Source organism: Planktothrix sp. FACHB-1355 (assembly GCF_014748295.1).
Lineage (GTDB): Bacteria > Cyanobacteriota > Cyanobacteriia > Cyanobacteriales > Aerosakkonemataceae > Aerosakkonema > Aerosakkonema funiforme_A.
The window spans coordinates 1-18,775 of sequence record NZ_JACJUP010000018.1 but is presented as its reverse complement, the minus strand read 5'-3'; the positions used below and the strand labels follow the sequence as shown (position 1 = coordinate 18,775).

Below are 18,775 nucleotides of genomic sequence, written 5' to 3'. Positions count from 1 at the left end.
AAAAATTTTAATTGGAATTGCCAAATTAAATCCTGATTTGATATCAACTGTTTGCCCCGTGTCGGGATTGACGATCGGCACTCCATCCGCCCGTCCGTGAATGCCAATTACCCGCCCTTGGGCATCCAAAAGTGGGCCACCACTCATGCCCGATCGAGTGATATTGGTATAAATTAAAGCATAGCCATCTTCTAAAGGTTTGAGCGATCGACCCGATATTTTGCCTGTTGTCATCTGATAAACTCGTTCCGTGATGGCGCGTCCGGGATGCGGCCAACCAGCAGTATAAACAGTTGCACCTTCTGTCACCGTATCCGAATCTGCTATTTCGGCAACGCGGTAATTTTGGCTACTGGTAAATTGCACTAATGCTAAATCTACCCCTGGCAATTTTTTCACCGTGCTATAGTTGAGGGCGTGTTTTGTGCTGTCATGAGTCAAAATTTCATACTCATCTCGTGTAGCGACAACGTGCTTGGCAGTCAGTACATAATAAGTATTATCTTTCTTACCAATTATTACGCCACTGCCGGGATTTTGACCGTTAATCACAACAGTTACCTGTTTAGCAAGAGATGCGATCGCTTGTTCGTCCAATGTTTGCGGCACTACCATTTGCGGTTGCATTACCGCTATTGCTGCACCAATTATTACCGACGATAATTGATAGTAATATTTCATCGCTTCACCTGCCAAATCCTTAAACTAGCACCAGCATTACTAATCAAAATTTGCCCATCATTACTGAAAGCCAAAGAATTTACTGACGCAATTTGTCCTTGCCGATCGCGCACTTGCAGAGTATGCAGCAGTTGACCGTTATGCAAGTTCCAAATTTTGATTGTTCCGTCATCACTACCGCTGGCGAGGATATGTGCGTTGGGATCGATCGCCACTGCTCTCACCACCCCAGAATGAGCTTGTAAATTATACAGCATTTCTCCTGTTTTTACATTCCAAATTTTAATCGTATTGTCAGCACCACCACTGGCGATAATTTGCCCGAAAGAACCGATCGCAACGCTGGCGATCCAATTGGTATGTCCCTTCAAAGTCTGCTGCAATTCTCCCGTGTTCGGATTCCAAATGTTGATGGTTAAATCCGTACTGCCACTAGCCAAACTCTTACCATCTGCACTAAAATCAACCGCATTAACATAATTGCGATGTCCGGTGAGAGTACGCAATAATTTGCCAGTTTGCAGATTCCAAATTTTGATATTTGCATCATTTGCACTGCCACTAGCTAAAGTTGTTCCATCGGGACTTATCGCAACAGATCTGACATAATTTTTATCGCCTGTCAGGCTATTTATCAATCGTCCGTTAGCCAAGTTCCAAATTTTCACAGTGCCATCATTAGCGCCACTAGCCAAAATTTTGCTATCCGGACTGATGGCGATCGAATTAATATAGTTTGTATGCCCGGTGAGAGTACGCAATTCTTTCCCAGTGCTTCTGTTCCAAATTTTAATCGTATTATCCATACTGCCGCTAGCTAAGATTGTACCATCCTGACTGATGGCGACAGAACTTATGGCGTTTGAATGTCCTGCTATCTTGTTAGCTTCAACAAAGTTATCTCCCAAGTAAAGTAAATTAATTCCTACCCCTGGCGCTAATTTAAAATATGTGTTGATGGGAATTGCTAAATTAAAACCAGATTTGACATCTACTGTTGCGCCAGTTTCCGGATTAAAAATAGGTTCTCCGTCCCCCCTGCCGTGAATGCCAACTACTTGCCCTTGTGAATCAAAAACCGGGCCGCCACTCATTCCTGTACGAGTGATATTAGTATAAACCAAACCGTAGCCATCATCTAATGCTTGCAAGGGACGACCGGAAATGCTGCCTTTAGTAATTTGATAAATAGCTTGATTGATGGCGCGTCCGGGACGAGGCCAACCGGCTGTATAAACTGTTGCACCTTCGGTTACTTTGTCGGAATCACCTAACTCGGCAACGCGATAATTTTTATTACTGGTAAACTGCACGATCGCTAAATCGATTCCAGGTAATTTTTTGACATTGGCGTAATTAAGCGGATATTTTGTGGCATCGGAAGTAAATATTTCGTATTCATCTTGAGTGGCAACAACGTGTTTGGCAGTGAGGACGGAATAAGTGTTTCCTTGTTTGGCAATAATTACGCCCGAGCCGGGATTTTGGCCATTAATCAAAACGGTGACATCTCTTGCCATATCACCGATCGCTTTATCATTGAGTGATTGTTGTTCTTGCGGTACGGCAATTTGAGATTGGACAATTACAATTGCTGCTGCACCGATCGCCACTGCTAGGTCTGGAAAGGAAAATTTCATATCAAATTGCACTGATAAAATTGATATCAATATTGCCAAATTTCAATGATGCCATCGTTATTGCCACTGGCGAGGAAATTACCTTGAGGACTGAAGGCGATCGACTCTCCTTTAATGACAACATTACTTTTGTGTGCTGGCAAGTCGCCCAGGAATTCGCCACTATGCAAATCCCACAGCTTGACGGTATTGTCCCAACTTCCTTCGATGCTGGCTAAAATTTTACCATCCGGGCTGATGGCGATACCAGGTACTAAGTCGGCATGGCCTTTGAGAGTATTTTCCAGTTTGTTGCTGCGTAAGTTCCACAATTTAATAGTTTTGTCATAACCGGCACTGGCCAGGGTTGTACCATCGGGACTGATGACAACCGACAAAACAAAATTTGTATGTCCGGTGAGGGTATTTTGCAATTGTCCTGTACGAAGATTCCACAGTTTGATGGTTTTATCGTTACTGGCACTTGCTAAGGTTGTACCATCGGGAGTGAAGGCGATCGACTGCACTGGATCGGTATGTCCGGTGAGGGTACGCCGCAATTGTCCGCTATGTAAATCCCAAATTTTGATGGTGTTGTCGAAACTACCGCTGACTAGAGTTTTTCCATCCGGACTGATAGCAACAGCAGCAATCCAGTCGGAATGTCCGGTAAGAGTACGCAGCAACTGTCCGGTGTTTGGATTCCACAGTTTGATACTTTTATCGTCGCTACCGCTAGCTAATATTTTGCCATCGGGACTGATGGCGATCGCACGCACTTGGTCTGTATGTCCTTTGAGAGTGCGTAGGAGTTGGCCATTCTTCAGATCCCACAGCTTGATCGTACCTTCCCGACCATCTTTGGTTAGCTCATCGTATCCGCCGCTGACGAGAATTTGACTGCGGGGAATGAAGGCGATCGCATAAACTGGGTACTGGGAATGCCTCAGAGCGATCGATTTTGGATTTTGGATTTGGCGCGAAGTGGGCGTCTTGGACGCCATGTCCTCTACTTGGGGAGACCCCAAGATCGGAATGGCTCCGCTTCCCGTCACGATGTCCACCTTCGCAACAGAGGATTTTGGATTTGTTGTCCACGGATCGATCTGGGATCTGGAAACAAAACAGACTGACCCACAATCCCAAATCGGACGACCAGAATTACCTAATGAGACGCGGTAATTCTGGTAACTGCTAAACTGCAACAGAGCAGATAAGATAATTGCACCGCAGCTAAGTTTTGCGATCGCCATTACTGAGGATTATTTCTAGATGGAGAACGACGGGTATTGCTTCCCGTTGGCGGATACTCACCCTGTAATAATTTATCCAGACTAATGTAAACAGGTGCGAACGTTTCATTGATGACTCCGGCAGAAGCCATTCTGATCCGAAATATACCTTGTAGAGCGTCTGCCGGTTTACTTTGAGGGGGTATGTTGAGAGCGAATAACGGGTCGCCACTGCAAGTTGCCTCATCGTTATTTTGTTGTGCAACGCAAGCTACGGTTTGACCGTTCATTCTCCTAGTGGTGATGTATTTGAAAGTACCGTTATTGTAATAACTCTGCAACCTATTCGATACATCTTCGCACTGTTTTTGAGTATCGCCCGATTGGACGATTGTGGGAGAATTCCAGAGAATCATCGGTATTTCTCCGCGTGGCGTGCGGGCCATAGTTGCCGGGACGCCGTTGCTGGTACCGCAGAAGAAAGTGGCGTTGGTGGTGTTGGTGCTGCCGCCTTCTGCGCGACTGGGGGGTGTGAGGGTAGATGCACTCAAGAAGGCGATCGCTAACGCAGAACATAATTGAGGCAACAAAGCAGCGTTATTCATAAAATATGTCTGGTACTCAAGCGAACAAAACCTGTACGATCTCTAGCTTAGCTTTGCTCTGATGGGAAGCTCAACAATAAATTCTGCTCCCTGTCCCGGTGCAGAAACGCACGTCAAGTTACCGCCGTGTTTGTCCACGACCACAGAATAGCCGATCGCCAAACCTATACCAGTACCTTTGCTGGCCGATTTTGTGGTAAAGAAAGGATCGAACAACCGCTGCTGCACTTCGTTGGAGATACCTGGGCCATTATCTGCGATGCCGATCGCGATGCGATCGCTGCTTACAAGGTAGGTGCGAATCCGAATCTCCGGATCTTGGATTTTTAATTTGAGATTTTGGATGGCATATTTCTCTCCCGCTCCTCTGCTCTTCAGATCTTCCAAGGCGTCAATCGCATTTGCCAGTATATTCATAAATACCTGATTCAACTGACCGGCATAACACTCTATTTTCGGTAGATTGCCATATTCTTTGATGACTTGAATGCCGGGACGAGTCGAGCTAGCTTTGAGCCGATTGCTCAAAATCAGCAAGGTGCTTTCTATACCTTCGTGAATGTCTACCGGCTTCATTTCGCTTTCATCGATGCGCGAGAAAATTCGCAGCGCCTGCACGATCTCGCGAATGCGATCGGCCCCTACTTTCATCGAACGCAAAAGTTTCGGCAAATCATCCATCAAAAATTCCAGGTCAATTTCTTCCGCCATTTGATTGATTCGCTCTCCTGGTGACGGAAAATCCTGGCGGTATAAGTTTAGCAACTGAAGAAAATCTTTTGTATACTCATTTGCATGTATTAAATTCCCATAAATAAAGTTGATGGGATTGTTAATTTCATGGGCAACGCCGGCTACCATTTGTCCCAAGCTAGACATTTTTTCGCTTTGCACTAGCTGAGTTTGGGTGTGCTGTAGTTCTTGCAGCGCTACTTCTAACTGAGATGCTTTTTCTCTTTCTCTCGCTTCCGACTTCAGCAAAGCCATATTTAATTTAGCTAATTCATCTGCTTGCCGCAAAATAATACTTATAATGGCGTTCCTTAGTTCGTCTGCTGCATCAATTTCGCATTTTTTCCAAGGTAAAGACTTTAATTTAACAATTTCTTTCCACATTTCAAACGATTTGCGAGGAGAGAGGCGCAAACTACCATCTGCCATTTTTTCTTGTATTTGCGCCGGTTCATGGGGATTGCCTGCCCAATTAACCGTTTGAATGACTTCTGGCCGAAACCATAAAACATAGTTGCTCCGCGTTGGCGAAATTGAAATTGCGATCGCACCGCTCGCCACATCCTTAAATTTTTCTGCCTCTGGATACAGTTTTGCCAAATTATCAGAATGGAAAATTTCCAATTTTAATCTACGGTCTATCCAATTAATTAACTGCCTTATTTCTTCTTCTTGAGGTGTTTTACCTATTACCTTTAAATTATTATCAATACAGACCGCCGCTCCTGACGCATTAACTAAATTGAGTAAATTAGGATAGTATTTTAGCAAGCCCTCAACAAAGTTTTCCTCCTTAGACATATATTCAATAAACTTGCTTGTAATAGATTTTAATTGCAGTTTATAATCAGAATCTTCGTTATTTTCCTTTGCTGAAAGTTCTACAGACATCACCTGTCCGAGGAATTGGCAAGCTGTTCGCACTTCATAAGAGACAAATTTGGGAGAATAATGATGGCAAGCCACAAGTCCCCAAAGTTTTCGATCTTTAATCAAAGATATAGACATAGAAGCGCCAACACCCATATTTTGCAAGTATTCTATGTGCATTGGGGATGCGCTTCTTAAAACTGAAAAGCTTAAATCCAGCGCATTATTCATGACTGGATTGTAAGTAGGTATAATTTCCACTGGTTGATAATTGACATCTGCTATTAACCTCAGTAAATTTAAACAATAGAGTTTTCTTGCTTGCTTGGGAACATCTGTGGCTGGGTAGTGTAAATTCAAAAAACTAGGTAAATTTTGTCGTTTATCTTCGGCAATTACGCAGCCATGTCCCTCAGCATTAAATTTGTATACCATCACCCTGTCAAACCCAGTCATTTTTCGCACTTCCACAGCGATCGCTGCGGACAATTCCTGTAAGTTAGACGTTTCTTGTAGCTTAGATGTAGCCGCCCTAACGTGATGGTAAAAGCTAAAAAATGAAATATTTTCTGGAAGGCTTGCTGGCTCTAATTCTAGAATTAAAACGCCATCGATTCTATGAATTATTCCATCGAAAACGTGACGAGTGCTAGCTGTTTTAATTGTTAATTTAATAGGATTTACACTCGGTAGGTCTTGAATTGTTAAATATTGTTTAAATTGTTCTATTTGAGAATTGTCGAGCAATTCATTCAGATTTTTCCTAATTAATTTCTCCGGACATAAGCCAAAAAATTCTAAAGTGTTGTTGCTCACTTGTAGAATTGTCAGATGCGGCTCTCTCAATACCAAAAGTACACCGTGAGGCTGAATGGAACCCGGAGTGTGAATAGGTTCCCTCTCACAATTAGTCAAAACAGCTTCTTCAGCCGTGATAATTTCCCTTCTACTCATGTTCTTTACTTTCCTTTGTAGAACTGGTAGACACCTTTGCTCAGACTTAACCTAGTGGCATTTGTGGCTGAGTGTTATATATTATGACAGCGATCGCTCAATTTGTGTTTATCAAAATTGCTCTATAAGCAATGCCCCTGGGTTGCTAGCCCAAGAGGTGTTTTAAGCTATCTTATCAATAATGGTAACTAATTATAAGATGTCCAAAAATACTAATTTGTTTCTAGATTCTTTGCTTTTATGTAATAAATTTTAATATCATAGTAACATCTCTTTATACACTATAAAATTATAAAATCAAGCACAACTGCCACTTTCGCCCTTAACTATAGCTGCACCAATTAAATGTGCCAGACGTAAAGCTTCCGGAACTTTTCCGCAGTCCGTCAGCCGTTGCAGCACCGCAGCAGTTATTTCCGGAGTTTCACCGCAAACTTGAAAGAAAAACGGCCCAAACTCGTGAATAGTACCTGCACGACGCAGTATTTTAAGACGTTTTTCTGGTTGTGGAAGGCGATGAATTGCTTCTTCTATAGCGATAATATCTGGCTGACGGCGCATAACTGCCACGCAGGGGAGTGCAAGCCTTTGGGAAAGTAACGGTAGGTCTATAACATTAAAACCACCGAAAGCTATACCGTCTAGCAGTAGAATATGCAATTGTGGGAGAAATTTGCCACCGATGAGTAATTTACAAATTGTGTCGGTAGCGTTCCAGCCATCTTGTCGCACCCTTCCCCACACCATACCCTCAAAGCGCGTATTTGCACAAATGATACCTGCGATCGCAACCTGACTTCCCCTTCGACGCACGAAAGGCGCGTCGTCGAAGCCGATGACGCGAATGGCACGATTGAGTCTGATTAAAGATTCTAGTTTCATCTCTTACTCATATTGCCCGAAGATGAGATTTTTTGCAAAGGTGCGGTATTTTTGCCGATATTATTAGACATCTCCAAAAATTCTGGTGGGGTAGGCATCCTGCCTGCCGAGAGAGATTCTTTTCTAGAGATGTCTATTGAAATTTCAAATTTTTTACCTAATTGTTGATTATTAAACCCACGATAGCTGCCGATATTTCGATCGCCTACCCATCCCACAATTCCCCCAAAGCTGCAAGTCTTTGGCGATACTCGATCCGACTCGTCCAATATGAAGGCCATGCCTCCATGCCCAAATAAGCACCTGCAAAAGCGCCAGTCAAACAAGCGATCGAATCCGAATCACCAGAAGTAACTGCCGCACGACGCAACGCCGCCACGGGTTCTTCTGGAAATAACAGAAAACACAACAAACCAGTAGCAAAAGCTTCCTCTGCTATCCATCCCTCACCCGTAGCTTCGCAGGGGTCGCGATCGCGATTTGGTTCTGCCAATGCAGCATCGAGACGATCGAGTACCGACAGACATTCATCCCATCCGCGACTGATAAATTCTTCTGGCGTATTGATGTACGGACGTTGCCAAAGCGACCCCAACCAATCGCTGCGGTAAACTGTGCGCTGGGATAAAGCGTAGCTGCGGAGTCGCTGGGGCAATTGTTCCGGAGTTCCACCAGCAGCCAGATCGGCGATCGCATAAGCAGTCAAATCCGAAGCTGCGAGGGCGGTAGGATGACCGTGAGTTAGCGCTGCTTGAAATTGCGCGATCGCACCCCGAAGCGAACTATCTCCCCCCAAAGGCAACAAACCCACAGGTGCAACCCGCATATTCGCACCGCAACCCTTCGAGTCAGCAACAGTCGCCCTCTCCCACGGCAAACCCTCCTCCAGCTTCCCACAAGCATTCAAGCAAGTTCGACCGGGGGCGCGGTTATTATCCGGACTGTGTAACCAAGTGACAAAAGCACGTCGCAGCAAAGGTTCCAAACTGCTGGCAGTGTAAACCCCACCCGCCTCAATCAACGCCTCCCCCACACATAACGCCATCTGCGTATCGTCCGTAACGCGGGCGGGATTACCTGTTGGTTCCTGCGGGCCATTGGGCGGGAAACGACGCAAAATCTCATCAACATTCAAAAACTCAGTAACAGCACCAAGCGCATCGCCCAAAGCCAAACCAAACAAGCATCCAGAACCACAACCCTTTAACAGCATAATTCTTCCCATTTAATTTGAGAATTTCCTCTGCGTCCCTTAGCGTAAACCTTTGCGACCCTTTGCGTTAAAAAAAACAATCTCAAACTCACAACTGACCAACCCTAACCAGAAAAACCCCTCTCATTCAGAAACCTATCCAATGTTTCCCGATCGCACATCGAAGACATCGCACCCGGCTTAGTAGTAGAAATAGCCCCAGCCGCAGCACCCCAAACCACCCCCTCTCGCAGCGATCGCCCTTCAGCAATAGCTGCAACCAAACCACCATTAAAAGCATCCCCAGCTGCTACCGTATCAACCGTTTGCACTCGAAAAGCCGATATAAAAAATGTTGAGTCCGCTGTCGCACAGTAAACTCCTTGTGCGCCCAATTTGACGATCGCAGTTCCCACACCTTTTTGAAGCAAGACAGATGCCGCATTAGCAGCAGTGTCAAAATTATTAACCGGAAAACCAACTAATTGTGCCGCTTCAATTTCATTCGGCGTAATAATATCGACGAGTGGGTAAAAGTCATCGGGGATATCTATTTGCGCCGGTGCGGGGTCGAGAATCACCTTCACACCGACACTTTTAGCGGCTTTTGCGGCTGAAATTACTGCCGTTAAAGGAATCTCGAATTGAAGCAGCAATACAGCGGCGTTATCCCACAAATTAATCAAATTTTTTACATCAGTGCCATTTACGCACCCGTTCGCACCGGGAACAACGATAATATTATTTTGCCCTGAGTCATCTACGGCGATAATAGCGACGCCGGAATGTGCTGTTTTATCTATTAATATATGCTCTGTTTGGACACCAAATGTTTGAAGATGGGTGAGGAGCGATCGACCAAAATTGTCATCGCCAATACGCCCAACTAACTGAGTAGGAATACCCAATCTTGCAGATGCCACCGCCTGATTTGCACCTTTCCCTCCCGGCGCGGTAAAAAAGTCACGACCCAGGATAGTTTCGCCGGGAATTGGCAAGCGGGGAGATCGGGCCACCAAATCCATGTTAATGCTGCCGAAGACGATAACCTTTTTCACAATTTAATCTAACCACGTATCGACATCTTTGCGGCTGAAATTTTTGAAAGGCGTATATTCGTAAGTATATTTTCTGTAGTCTTCTTCTTGAGGCTTGGGAGGTGGCTGTTTGTAGTAATCTTTACTGTTTGATGGGGATGATGGGGATGGTTGCGATCGCGCCGACTCAGAGTGCGGTGGAGATGCGATCGTCGCAGCAACAGGCGCAAATGACCGTAACTTTTCGTGCGCTTCGTTAATTAGTTGCAATTTTTTATGAGCTTTTTGTCGGAGTCTGGGATGATTGGGAAAACGGTCTGGATGCCACACCATCGCTAAGTCTTTGTATCCCTGACGAATTTCCTCCAGTGTAGCGCCCGGTTCTAGCTCAAGTATTCTATAGTATTGCTCCACATTACTCATCGACAACCACCTCCGGTCACTGCTAAAACAGTGAAGTATTTTCCAGTTTGAGGGTACTTGCGCTGAATGTGGCGATCCCGAACACATCCTTTTAATAATAAAATCTAAAGATATTTTTCTTAAATCTACTTCATCTTTACTAATGCAAACACTTCATCTAACACCTCTTTACTAAATCCAAGCTCATCTTGAAAGCGGTTAAATTAGTTACAAAATTCCCTGCTAACCCCGCCTTTCGATCGCAAAACTCTCCATACCTTGAGGTTGTTCGTACTCAACCGCCACATCCGTAACCTCAGCAGATGGACTTCCCCGATAACACCAGCGAATCATCGCTTCTACATTTGCCTTAGTTCCTTCAAAAACAGCTTCCACGCGCCCATCCGGGACGTTGCGTACCCAACCGCCTACACCCACCCGTTGCGCCTGTTTTAAAGTTGAATAGCGATAACCCACACCCTGAACGATACCGGAAACAAAAACGTGGGCGCGGATTTTATCTTGTTGTGACATTGACGATATGTGATAACTTGCGATCGTATTTTAAAGCTTTGCGAGTACTGCGATCGCATTTTCCCTCTACCCTCTAATATGGGAAATGACAACCGCTGCACAGCAGAGGGCTTTATGCTACGCGATCTTACCATCCAAAACTATCGCTGCTTCAAAGATTTCCACATCGACGGTTTGGCGCGTGTCAATCTGATCGTCGGTTCAAATAACAGCGGCAAAACCAGCCTCCTGGAAGCTGTCTATTTATTGGTTAATCAAGTTAACCTTGAACCTTTAATTAATTTCTTATATAATCGGGGTGAAATCGCAGATTACTCTATATCTCAGTCCTCTTTTGTTAGGGGAGAAATTGAGCGCCGAAGCGGTTATGAAATAAGACATATTTTTTATGGCCATCAGCTAAATACTGAGCAAACTATTTCTGTGCGATCGGAAAAAGAAGCTCCCTTATCTGTTCAATTCCAGATCAAAGAACCTGAGCGTATTCAGAAACCTCCTGGCTTTGATCTATTCTTGACTCCTGAAGGGGGGTCAATTGAGCCATCAAAGTTTTTGCTTTTATTTTCAGACGGACGGGGTACTACAATGCCTATACCCATCCGCGATGATGGCTTGATTACAGGGAAAGCCTTTCGGCAATGGAATGAACATCAGCCTCATGCTTTTGTAACAACTAGCAATTCAAGACTTTTTACCCAAAACATTAGCTCAAATTTCTTTCTCACAACGACCAACATAAATTTTCAACAAATGGCTGTGTTTTGGGATAAAATCACACTAACCCCGAAAGAAGAAAGCGTGGTAGCAGCGTTGCAAATATTAGAGCCAAATATAGAACGTATTAGTTTCACCAGCAGACAAAGTTCTAGTAGTGGCGTTCTGCTGAAACTTCACGGACAGCACAACCCAATTAACCTGGGTAGTATGGGTGAGGGAATGCGTCGTATGCTATCTCTAGCAATGGCTGCTGTAACAGTTGAAAATGGTTTACTGCTAGTAGATGAGATTGAAACTGGCTTATATTACGAAGCCCAAACTGATATGTGGCGTTTAATTTTTTCAACAGCAAAACGGTTAAATTTACAGGTTTTTGCTACTACTCATAGTTGGGATTGTATAGCGGGTTTTCAAGAAGCATTGGCTGAATTTGAAGATAATTCAGTCGGAAAATTATTCCGCTTAAGTCGGCGCGATGAAAAGATACGTGCAGTTGAATACACCGCAGATGAATTAGCAGTTGCCGTTCGGCAAAGTATTGAGGTACGGTGATGCCAAAAGCACAAAAACCTCCCAAACCAAAACCTCAACAGTTATTAGTTGAAGGGAAGAATGACCAGCACGTCATATGGGCTTTGTGCGAAAAATATCGAGTACCAGAAACTTTTTCTGTGGAAGTGCCGACAGACGAAAATGGACAAGGAATTGAGGTACTTTTAGAGGGATTATCAGATAGGTTAAAAGCAGAAAATTTACGTACACTAGGTATTGTAGTTGATGCCGATCGCGATTTACTGGCACGTTGGCAATCCCTGCGATATAAACTCAGTACCAGCGGTTATCAAGATATCCCCGAAACACCACCGCCAGAAGGTTGGGTTTACGCACCACCAGATTTACCAAAAGTGGGAGTTTGGTTAATGCCTAACAATCAACTACCTGGAATGTTAGAAGATTTTGTTGCCCATCTTATCCCCTCAGATGATATTTTGTGTCCGAAAGCAGACGGTATTTTGCAAGAAATCGAACAAGCTGGTATCAACTGCTATAGCTTAGTTCACCATCCCAAAGCTTTGATTCATACTTGGTTAGCTTGGCAAGAAACACCGGGGATGCCTATGGGACAGGCAATCACAGCGCGTGTGTTGCGTCACGAATCTGCAATTGCGATCGCATTTCTGGAATGGTTAAAGGATCTCTTCAATCCAGCACTACCAACGAGTTAAGCTAACTCACCACTCTCCTATTCAAAAGTTCGGCAACTTGTTCGTGAATCTTTTCATTTCCCCAATAACTCGTGTGCGCTTTCAAGCCATCTCCTACATCTACTTGAATATCCTGAATACCGGGATAATCGCCAAATAAAGGACGCACGGGAAATGCCAGCAAATCGTCTATATCGTAGAAAATTTTCCAGATCACTTCTTTAATATCGCGAGGAATGCCTATTTCATCCGCTGGCAAAGTTTGGCCATTAGCAAAAGCATCAACAACGCGCTGAGAACGCATTAGCAAAACTGGAAGTTGAGAAGCCATTGTCACAACTGAACCCAACTCTAAGCGTTTTTTCTGGGCAGCAATTCGCCAAAATTGATAGCGTTCGACTGTTTTCTGTTTCTCATCTTCCAAAACTTTACTCGTGACAATTGTCGGTTCTTTTGCTTCTTCCGGATTGCTTCTAATCCGGTATCCGGTATTGGAAAATAAACCGTGCAAAAAGTCGTTAATAACGGTTGAACCCAAACTTGTGCCGATCGCGTGCAGCCGCACTTTGATTCTTAGCGCTTCGGTTTCTATATCTTCCTCAATTTGCGATCGATATTTTTCTAATACTTTCAAGACTTGGCGATACACAGCCAACTGCACTGCTATTTTGCCATCTTCGCCAACATAGTAAACCGCATCCCCAAATCCCCGCAAAAGTAATGTTTCTCGTAAAGGTTTAACCAAAAACCGCCACCAAGGTTGAAAAGTGATATCGCTCTGTAAATCTTGAAGTACAATGTTATTGGGGCTGGGTTTTTGACGCAGGCGATCGAAATTAAGTTGGTCTAAAATAAATTTTTCCGCCTTGTTGATTTTTTCGTCTGGTCTGGGTTCGTCTGTTTCATCCAAATATTGCCCCCAATTAACTCTGACAATCTCGTCAATGCGCTCCTCAAGATTATAGAGTTTCTTCACAGGTTCCCACAGGATATCGTATTGCTTTTCTTCTGGCGTGGGATTATCGCTGAGCATTAACCCGTGAACGAAGAAGAGAACGTTAATCGTTTTGGTATTGACGCTCGTTGGTTTTTTATAAACTACAGGTTCGCGAGATCGTCTGATGATAAACTCAGTCAATCCCTCCGGTTCTTCATACCCAACCGTAACATTTTTAACCACAGCATCTGGACTTCCCCGGTAACACCAGCTGATAATTGCTTCTACAAGTTCCTTGCTTCCCTCAAACACAGCTTCCACTCGTCCGTCGGGAAGTTCTTCCACCCAACCGCCAATTCCCCATTGGTTCGCCTTATCCCAAGTGGCTAAGCGGAAGCCAACTCCTTTAACGTTTCCAGAAATAAAAACATGGGCTCGGACTTGTCCAGGTGGTGTTGTTTGGTTTTCCATTGTAGAGTCCGCATTGATAAATAACACGCCTGAATTAGATTTTAGTATCAGAACGTTACCTATAAGGAGGAGTGGTAAATGAGTTTTGGATCTTTTATCGCTATGGCTGCGATCGATAAGTTAGTATTCCGTGTCAGCAGAGCTTTTACCACCCTTCCCAGCATTGATAATGGGTTGCTCTGTGCCTTATTATTAGCGATATTGGCATTGATTTCATTGCCGCTCGGTTTCAAATTTGGCTTTTTACAAATTGATGTTTTAAAAGAATCGTGGCCAAAGGTTGTCAAGATTATAGCAATTTCTCTGCTATTCCCTGCCATCACCGAGGAACTATTTTTTCGCGTTTTACTTTTACCGCATCCTACAGAAAATGTTTCTACAACAAAATTGGTATTGTGGATATTTATCAGTTTGGTTGCATTTATAGTTTATCATCCGCTCAACGCCATCAGCTTCTTTCCAGCCGGACTCAAAACATTTTTCAATCCCATTTTCCTATCATTAGCGGCGCTGCTAGGTGGTGCCTGTACCGTTGCTTACCTGCAAAGCGGTTCCCTCTGGCTGACCGTGGTAATCCACTGGCTAGTTGTGGTAGTCTGGTTGCTTTTGTTAGGCGGATATAGGAAACTACATGAGTAGTCGATCGCAATATCAGCTAACAACTTTCATGTCTAACTTACCGCCGCTAAATACCGAAACCATCTGGGCAATTATCAACGATACTATTGACGATGCAACAGTCAACCAACTCGTTTGGCATTGCTTGGGATATCGCCATGACGAAATTTCTGGCAAATGGGATGCTTCCGGCGTTGCAGAGGAATGGCAAAATGAATATCCAGAACCGCCTGATTTTATAGAAAGCCGTCCCGCAACCGTAAAACTGACTCGTTCCATTCCTCCTGAAAATAAACAACTGTTGAAAGAAAGCTTGGGTTTTAAGGGTTACAAAATCGGAGAATTCGGCCCTCGGCAGACTCGACGGGCTACGGCAGCAAATTGGCTGTTAAGTTATCTGCGACAAACAAGTCTAAAGGAACCTGGTTTAGCCTAGCATTCGTCTGAAAATTTCAGAAAAATCTACAGCTATGAGCCATGAAAACTACAAACCATTCTCGGTTTACCTCTGGCAATCTCAATAGTCTTTCCTTCAACAAAATTGTAGGTTCGGTTGAGCCCCAGCGAAACCCAACAAACCCAAGTTTGGCATTGAGTTTTGTTAAAGCAAACCAACCTACTTTGTTGTTATACAATCTTATCTGCCTGGTAGGAAAATTATTGACTTTTACTGCATTTAGTGCAACTTTAGCTTTGCTTCCCTGGCAGGTTTCCTCTTTAGCTCAAAATAGAACTAGCTGTAATTTTTACGGGTGCTATCCCGTGGGTGGTGGTTGTAATCAATTCGGTTGTTGGAGAACGCCTACTGGCAGTTGCAATCCCTACGGTTGCACGGAGTACGGCACCTGTACGCCCTACGGTTGTCCTTCCTCTCCCACCACAGGTTATCCTCCGAACTCTACAGGATTTTGTCCGAACACTTATACAGGATCGGTTTTGGTAGAGTTTGTTGCGCGTGGGGATGATTGGGGTAATGTTTGGATTAATGGGCGAGAGGTATTTCAACCGCGTACATTCGATCGCAGAAAAACAGTATATCTATGTCCAGGCGCTCACAGAATCATTATCACCGGCATTACTAAATTAGAAGTCTGGGCATCCGGCTATTTGGATATCGGTCGCACAAATATCGTAAGAATTGCCTTTTCTAAATATGGAGGAGTGCAAGTTTCTGGCGATCCCTATGCCTGGTTAGCAGATGATAGTAACGATCCATTTGATGTTTGGGAGCGCTAATATTAGGTGGAAAAAAGGAGCGATCGCGCATTCAGCCTGCAATTTAGCATTCGATCATTTTTGATATTCCGCGTAAGCAGACTCAACCGTCGCCAGTACGAGCGGCACATCCACCGGCTTAGGTAAGTAATAACGAATGCCCAAAGATGAAGCTAATTCTTCCAAATCGCTGAATGCTGTCATCAATACAACCGGAATTTTGATTCCTTCCTGCTGGATATGCTGGTATACTTCCGCTCCGGTTAACTCTGGCATTCGATTATCTAAAATCAATACCTGCGGGCATTCCTCCGTCAATTTTTCTAAAGCTTCTTTACCATTACGTGCTTCGGCAATTTGCCAACCCTCGCTTTCAAGTAGAAAAGCGAGCATAGTTCGACTATCATCATCATCGTCTGCAATTAGCACTTTTCTATTTAATGGATAGCCTTGATTCATGGATTGTAATTTCCTATTGGCAGCGTCAGAATAAATGGTATTGGGGCTGATTGTACACGATCGGGTGCTGGCATCGGAATTAAACTTACTTGCCCCGATGAGGTATGAGGGATTTTATGTATTTCGATCCGTACTGCACCCCCTTTTCCTACCAGATCGAAAGCTTGTATAAAATCCCGAAAAAGCCTGCGTGAAAGGGTTCTCCGATCTGCCTGTACTCTAACTTCCTCTGGAAAGCATATGAAAATTTCAATCTTACGTATTGTTGCTTCGGTGGAGAGCAGATCGACTAAATCGCGAACAGTATCGGTTAGGGATATCGGTTGGATTGCTCCTACCTCTAATGAAGCTAAATCGCGCCAAAGAGCAGCGCGGCGACGAAATAGTTGAATTGATTCTTCAGCTTGTCGGAGTAATTGTAGCGCATACTCGAAGCGGTTTCCCGCAACCAAACGAGATACTACCTCCAGTCGCAAGCGTCCGGCATTATGGGCTTGAACTATATCTTGGCGCAATTGTTCTAATGGTTGGCCATCATCTGGGTGAGATGTAAGTACGCGGCGAACATCTTCTTGCAAGCGCTTTTGCAGCAATTCTGCTTCGATGCCGTGGGAGGCACAAAGCAAGATTTCTTTGAGGCGCTGCCCCACCTCCGGTCGCCGCACAGAGATACTGAGGACTCCCATAACTTCTTTTTTGTCGTTACGCAGGGGAATTCCCTGGCAGGTGAAGGGATGAAATCCCTGGATAAAATGCTCTGAGGCGATAATTTCTGCATAACCGTCTTCAGCTAAGGGTGTTCCCAGACCGTTGGCACCAGCTACTGCTTCTGATAGTAAAGATCCCGGCCCCGGAACTGCTTCGGGCCCATGTACGCTCTGCTCGTCGCCTACTACGTCGAGTACGATCGCATTTTGCTCGCTTAGCATGACGGCGTGGCGCTCGTGTCCGGCTGCCTGAGATAGTACCCTTAAATATGGACGAGCGGCATCGATCAGAAAACTCTGTCTTTCTAGTAAGCGCTCTGTATCCAAAGTTGATAGCTTATCTGCTTGCAAAGTGCGGGGATTAGCTCCCTCTAGGTGCGACCTTTCCCAGGCACGGTAAATTTCTTGGCGCAACATATCCGCAGAAATTGCACCTGTGGCTATGTATTTACGTCCGGCTTCTAAAGCATTCTTTAATAAATTCGATCTCATCAGTTGATTGGGTTTAGGGACGATCGTTTTATTCACAATTTGCAATGGCTCTATGTGCCAGTTAGACGATCGTTTGTGTACATCTATGTTCAAATTTATATCAAAACCATACTTAATCAGAGTCATCAAGCCGATTGAGACAATTAAAGAGGAAGAATGACAGTGGTTTCACTCATATCTATGGAAGGTATGGACATTTCGATTGCGTAAAGCAGCACAAGTGCCAAAATTAAAGAGTATTGAGATTCGATCGGGAGAATTAGTCATGGCAATTGAGCGAAAAATGTTTAGGGGAATGTTTGCTCCAGGCGAGGTGGTTCAGCTTAAGCAATACTGTTTTACGCCAGGGCGGGTGTTTGCCCCTGGTAAGTATATAGTTGGGGAGCTGCCCGATGTCGCTTTTGAAATGGCTTTAGTCGAACAGCTACCCCCAGTTAAGGGCAAGAATGCAGAAATAAAAAATACTGAGGCTCCTCCAGAACAGGAATAATGACATTTCCAATGACAACCGATCCTTACGCTTGGCTGGATAAATCCCTTACCACAATTCATCGGGCAGATTGGTATCGCTCTGTACAAACTATCCAGGGTCTGCCAGGAGCCATTGTACGGCTGGAAGGACAGCCTGTAATTAATTTTGCCAGTAACGATTATTTGGGATTGGCGGGAGATCAGCGTGCGATCGCAGCAGCAGTTGCGGCGGCGAAGGAATTCGGGACAGGTAGCACCGGTTCCCGACTGCTAAGCGGACACCGAGAACTGCATCGGCAATTGGAGGAAGCGATCGCATCCCTCAAACAAACTGAAGACGCCTTGGTATTCAGTTCTGGGTATTTGGCCAATTTGGGAGCGATCGCCTCTCTTGTCGGAAAACGGGATTTAATTCTCTCTGACCGATACAATCACTCCAGCCTCAAAAATGGAGCCATCCTCAGCGGTGCAACCGTCATCGAATACGCCCACTGTAATGTAGAAGATTTGGAAGATCTACTACATCAACATCGACAACAATACCGACGCTGCTTGATAATTACCGATAGCGTCTTCAGTATGGATGGCGACTTATGTCCCTTACCCGCACTGTTAGATTTAGCGGAAAAATTCAGCAGCATGGTGCTAGTTGATGAAGCGCACGCCACGGGAGTTTTGGGTGCAAATGGAGCCGGTTGCGTGGAACATTTCCACTGTACCGGATTGCCGCTTATTCAAATAGG

At 44.6% G+C, this 18,775-nt stretch carries 20 protein-coding genes; 7 read left to right on the top strand and 13 right to left on the bottom strand.

Going from position 1 to position 18,775, the window contains the following annotated elements; translation table 11 throughout:
* The 10 genes from H6S82_RS02400 to H6S82_RS02355 all read right to left on the bottom strand — a co-directional run.
* A partial coding sequence (locus H6S82_RS02400; protein ID WP_191056003.1) for a serine protease occupies window positions 1–681 on the bottom strand: 681 nt, incomplete at its 3' end.
* Window positions 678–2,321 (bottom strand): trypsin-like peptidase domain-containing protein, encoded by a 1,644-nt coding sequence (locus H6S82_RS02395; protein WP_190464215.1) that lies wholly within the window; start codon window positions 2,319–2,321, stop codon window positions 678–680. The genes H6S82_RS02395 and H6S82_RS02400, both read right to left, overlap by 4 nt.
* Window positions 2,322–2,347: 26 nt before the next feature.
* On the bottom strand, window positions 2,348–3,553 hold the full coding sequence (locus H6S82_RS02390) for a WD40 repeat domain-containing protein (RefSeq protein ID WP_190464213.1): 1,206 nt from the start codon (window positions 3,551–3,553) through the stop codon (window positions 2,348–2,350).
* Complete coding sequence (locus H6S82_RS02385; RefSeq protein WP_190464212.1) at window positions 3,553–4,137, bottom strand: COP23 domain-containing protein; 585 nt, start codon at window positions 4,135–4,137, stop codon at window positions 3,553–3,555. Before H6S82_RS02385 ends, H6S82_RS02390 begins: the two co-directional genes overlap by 1 nt.
* 42 nt (window positions 4,138–4,179) lie before the next feature.
* Window positions 4,180–6,693 carry an ATP-binding protein gene (locus H6S82_RS02380; protein WP_190464210.1) on the bottom strand — a complete coding sequence of 838 codons (2,514 nt, stop codon included), beginning with the start codon at window positions 6,691–6,693 and terminating at the stop codon, window positions 4,180–4,182.
* A gap of 297 nt (window positions 6,694–6,990) precedes the next feature.
* Window positions 6,991–7,575 (bottom strand): DUF99 family protein, encoded by a 585-nt coding sequence (locus tag H6S82_RS02375; RefSeq protein ID WP_190464202.1) that lies wholly within the window; start codon window positions 7,573–7,575, stop codon window positions 6,991–6,993.
* 205 nt (window positions 7,576–7,780) lie between these two features.
* Window positions 7,781–8,788 carry an ADP-ribosylglycohydrolase family protein gene (locus tag H6S82_RS02370; RefSeq protein ID WP_190464200.1) on the bottom strand — a complete coding sequence of 336 codons (1,008 nt, stop codon included), beginning with the start codon at window positions 8,786–8,788 and terminating at the stop codon, window positions 7,781–7,783.
* Between the two features lie 104 nt (window positions 8,789–8,892).
* Window positions 8,893–9,825, bottom strand: coding sequence for a ribokinase (gene rbsK, locus H6S82_RS02365; protein ID WP_190464198.1), 933 nt, complete (start codon window positions 9,823–9,825; stop codon window positions 8,893–8,895).
* 3 nt (window positions 9,826–9,828) lie between these two features.
* Complete coding sequence (locus H6S82_RS02360; RefSeq protein WP_190464197.1) at window positions 9,829–10,227, bottom strand: J domain-containing protein; 399 nt, start codon at window positions 10,225–10,227, stop codon at window positions 9,829–9,831.
* A 222-nt stretch (window positions 10,228–10,449) separates the two neighbouring features.
* On the bottom strand, window positions 10,450–10,740 hold the full coding sequence (locus H6S82_RS02355) for an acylphosphatase (RefSeq protein ID WP_190464196.1): 291 nt from the start codon (window positions 10,738–10,740) through the stop codon (window positions 10,450–10,452).
* Window positions 10,741–10,749: 9 nt separating this feature from the next.
* Here H6S82_RS02355 and H6S82_RS02350 point away from each other — a divergent pair, with 9 nt between their 5' ends.
* Window positions 10,750–12,009: an AAA family ATPase gene (locus H6S82_RS02350; RefSeq protein WP_322111889.1), complete on the top strand. Its 1,260-nt coding sequence runs from the start codon at window positions 10,750–10,752 to the stop codon at window positions 12,007–12,009.
* The gene (locus tag H6S82_RS02345; RefSeq protein WP_190464194.1) at window positions 12,009–12,683 is read left to right on the top strand and encodes a DUF3226 domain-containing protein; all 675 of its coding nucleotides are present in this window, start codon (window positions 12,009–12,011) and stop codon (window positions 12,681–12,683) included. Before H6S82_RS02350 ends, H6S82_RS02345 begins: the two co-directional genes overlap by 1 nt.
* Before the next feature lies 1 nt (window position 12,684).
* Here the strand turns inward: H6S82_RS02345 and H6S82_RS34270 are convergent, their stop codons facing one another.
* Complete coding sequence (locus tag H6S82_RS34270) at window positions 12,685–14,070, bottom strand: acylphosphatase (RefSeq protein WP_190464192.1); 1,386 nt, start codon at window positions 14,068–14,070, stop codon at window positions 12,685–12,687.
* 78 nt (window positions 14,071–14,148) lie between these two features.
* On the opposite strand from H6S82_RS34270, the gene H6S82_RS02335 reads away from it, so the two are divergent.
* The 3 genes from H6S82_RS02335 to H6S82_RS02325 are packed head-to-tail and all read left to right on the top strand — an operon-like array spanning window position 14,149 to window position 15,924.
* Complete coding sequence (locus H6S82_RS02335) at window positions 14,149–14,709, top strand: CPBP family glutamic-type intramembrane protease (RefSeq protein WP_190464191.1); 561 nt, start codon at window positions 14,149–14,151, stop codon at window positions 14,707–14,709.
* Between the two features lie 28 nt (window positions 14,710–14,737).
* Entirely contained in the window at window positions 14,738–15,124 is a 387-nt protein-coding gene (locus H6S82_RS02330; RefSeq protein ID WP_190464269.1) for a DUF1823 family protein, read from the top strand.
* 41 nt (window positions 15,125–15,165) lie between these two features.
* Complete coding sequence (locus H6S82_RS02325) at window positions 15,166–15,924, top strand: hypothetical protein (RefSeq protein WP_190464190.1); 759 nt, start codon at window positions 15,166–15,168, stop codon at window positions 15,922–15,924.
* Between the two features lie 54 nt (window positions 15,925–15,978).
* On the opposite strand, the gene H6S82_RS02320 is transcribed toward H6S82_RS02325, so the two are convergent.
* On the bottom strand, window positions 15,979–16,362 hold the full coding sequence (locus H6S82_RS02320) for a response regulator (RefSeq protein ID WP_190464188.1): 384 nt from the start codon (window positions 16,360–16,362) through the stop codon (window positions 15,979–15,981).
* Window positions 16,359–17,687: a sigma-54-dependent Fis family transcriptional regulator gene (locus H6S82_RS02315; protein WP_242056783.1), complete on the bottom strand. Its 1,329-nt coding sequence runs from the start codon at window positions 17,685–17,687 to the stop codon at window positions 16,359–16,361. The genes H6S82_RS02320 and H6S82_RS02315 overlap by 4 nt, the downstream gene beginning before the upstream one ends.
* 94 nt (window positions 17,688–17,781) lie before the next feature.
* On the opposite strand from H6S82_RS02315, the gene H6S82_RS02310 reads away from it, so the two are divergent.
* The gene (locus H6S82_RS02310) at window positions 17,782–18,051 is read left to right on the top strand and encodes a hypothetical protein (protein ID WP_347339451.1); all 270 of its coding nucleotides are present in this window, start codon (window positions 17,782–17,784) and stop codon (window positions 18,049–18,051) included.
* Window positions 18,052–18,062: 11 nt separating this feature from the next.
* On the top strand, window positions 18,063–18,775 hold a 713-nt coding region (locus tag H6S82_RS02305), incomplete at its 3' end, for an aminotransferase class I/II-fold pyridoxal phosphate-dependent enzyme (protein ID WP_191056002.1).

Bases quoted from the DNA above. Each gene is read 5' to 3' on its own strand.
- H6S82_RS02395 (WP_190464215.1), bottom strand. From the start codon at position 2,321: ATGAAATTTTCCTTTCCAGACCTAGCAGTGGCGATCGGTGCAGCAGCA.
- H6S82_RS02390 (WP_190464213.1), bottom strand. From the start codon at position 3,553: ATGGCGATCGCAAAACTTAGCTGCGGTGCAATTATCTTATCTGCTCTG.
- H6S82_RS02385 (WP_190464212.1), bottom strand. From the start codon at position 4,137: ATGAATAACGCTGCTTTGTTGCCTCAATTATGTTCTGCGTTAGCGATC.
- H6S82_RS02380 (WP_190464210.1), bottom strand. From the start codon at position 6,693: ATGAGTAGAAGGGAAATTATCACGGCTGAAGAAGCTGTTTTGACTAAT.
- H6S82_RS02375 (WP_190464202.1), bottom strand. From the start codon at position 7,575: ATGAAACTAGAATCTTTAATCAGACTCAATCGTGCCATTCGCGTCATC.
- H6S82_RS02370 (WP_190464200.1), bottom strand. From the start codon at position 8,788: ATGCTGTTAAAGGGTTGTGGTTCTGGATGCTTGTTTGGTTTGGCTTTG.
- H6S82_RS02360 (WP_190464197.1), bottom strand. From the start codon at position 10,227: ATGAGTAATGTGGAGCAATACTATAGAATACTTGAGCTAGAACCGGGC.
- H6S82_RS02355 (WP_190464196.1), bottom strand. From the start codon at position 10,740: ATGTCACAACAAGATAAAATCCGCGCCCACGTTTTTGTTTCCGGTATC.
- H6S82_RS02345 (WP_190464194.1), top strand. From the start codon at position 12,009: ATGCCAAAAGCACAAAAACCTCCCAAACCAAAACCTCAACAGTTATTA.
- H6S82_RS34270 (WP_190464192.1), bottom strand. From the start codon at position 14,070: ATGGAAAACCAAACAACACCACCTGGACAAGTCCGAGCCCATGTTTTT.
- H6S82_RS02335 (WP_190464191.1), top strand. From the start codon at position 14,149: ATGAGTTTTGGATCTTTTATCGCTATGGCTGCGATCGATAAGTTAGTA.
- H6S82_RS02330 (WP_190464269.1), top strand. From the start codon at position 14,738: ATGTCTAACTTACCGCCGCTAAATACCGAAACCATCTGGGCAATTATC.
- H6S82_RS02325 (WP_190464190.1), top strand. From the start codon at position 15,166: ATGAAAACTACAAACCATTCTCGGTTTACCTCTGGCAATCTCAATAGT.
- H6S82_RS02320 (WP_190464188.1), bottom strand. From the start codon at position 16,362: ATGAATCAAGGCTATCCATTAAATAGAAAAGTGCTAATTGCAGACGAT.
- H6S82_RS02315 (WP_242056783.1), bottom strand. From the start codon at position 17,687: ATGACTCTGATTAAGTATGGTTTTGATATAAATTTGAACATAGATGTA.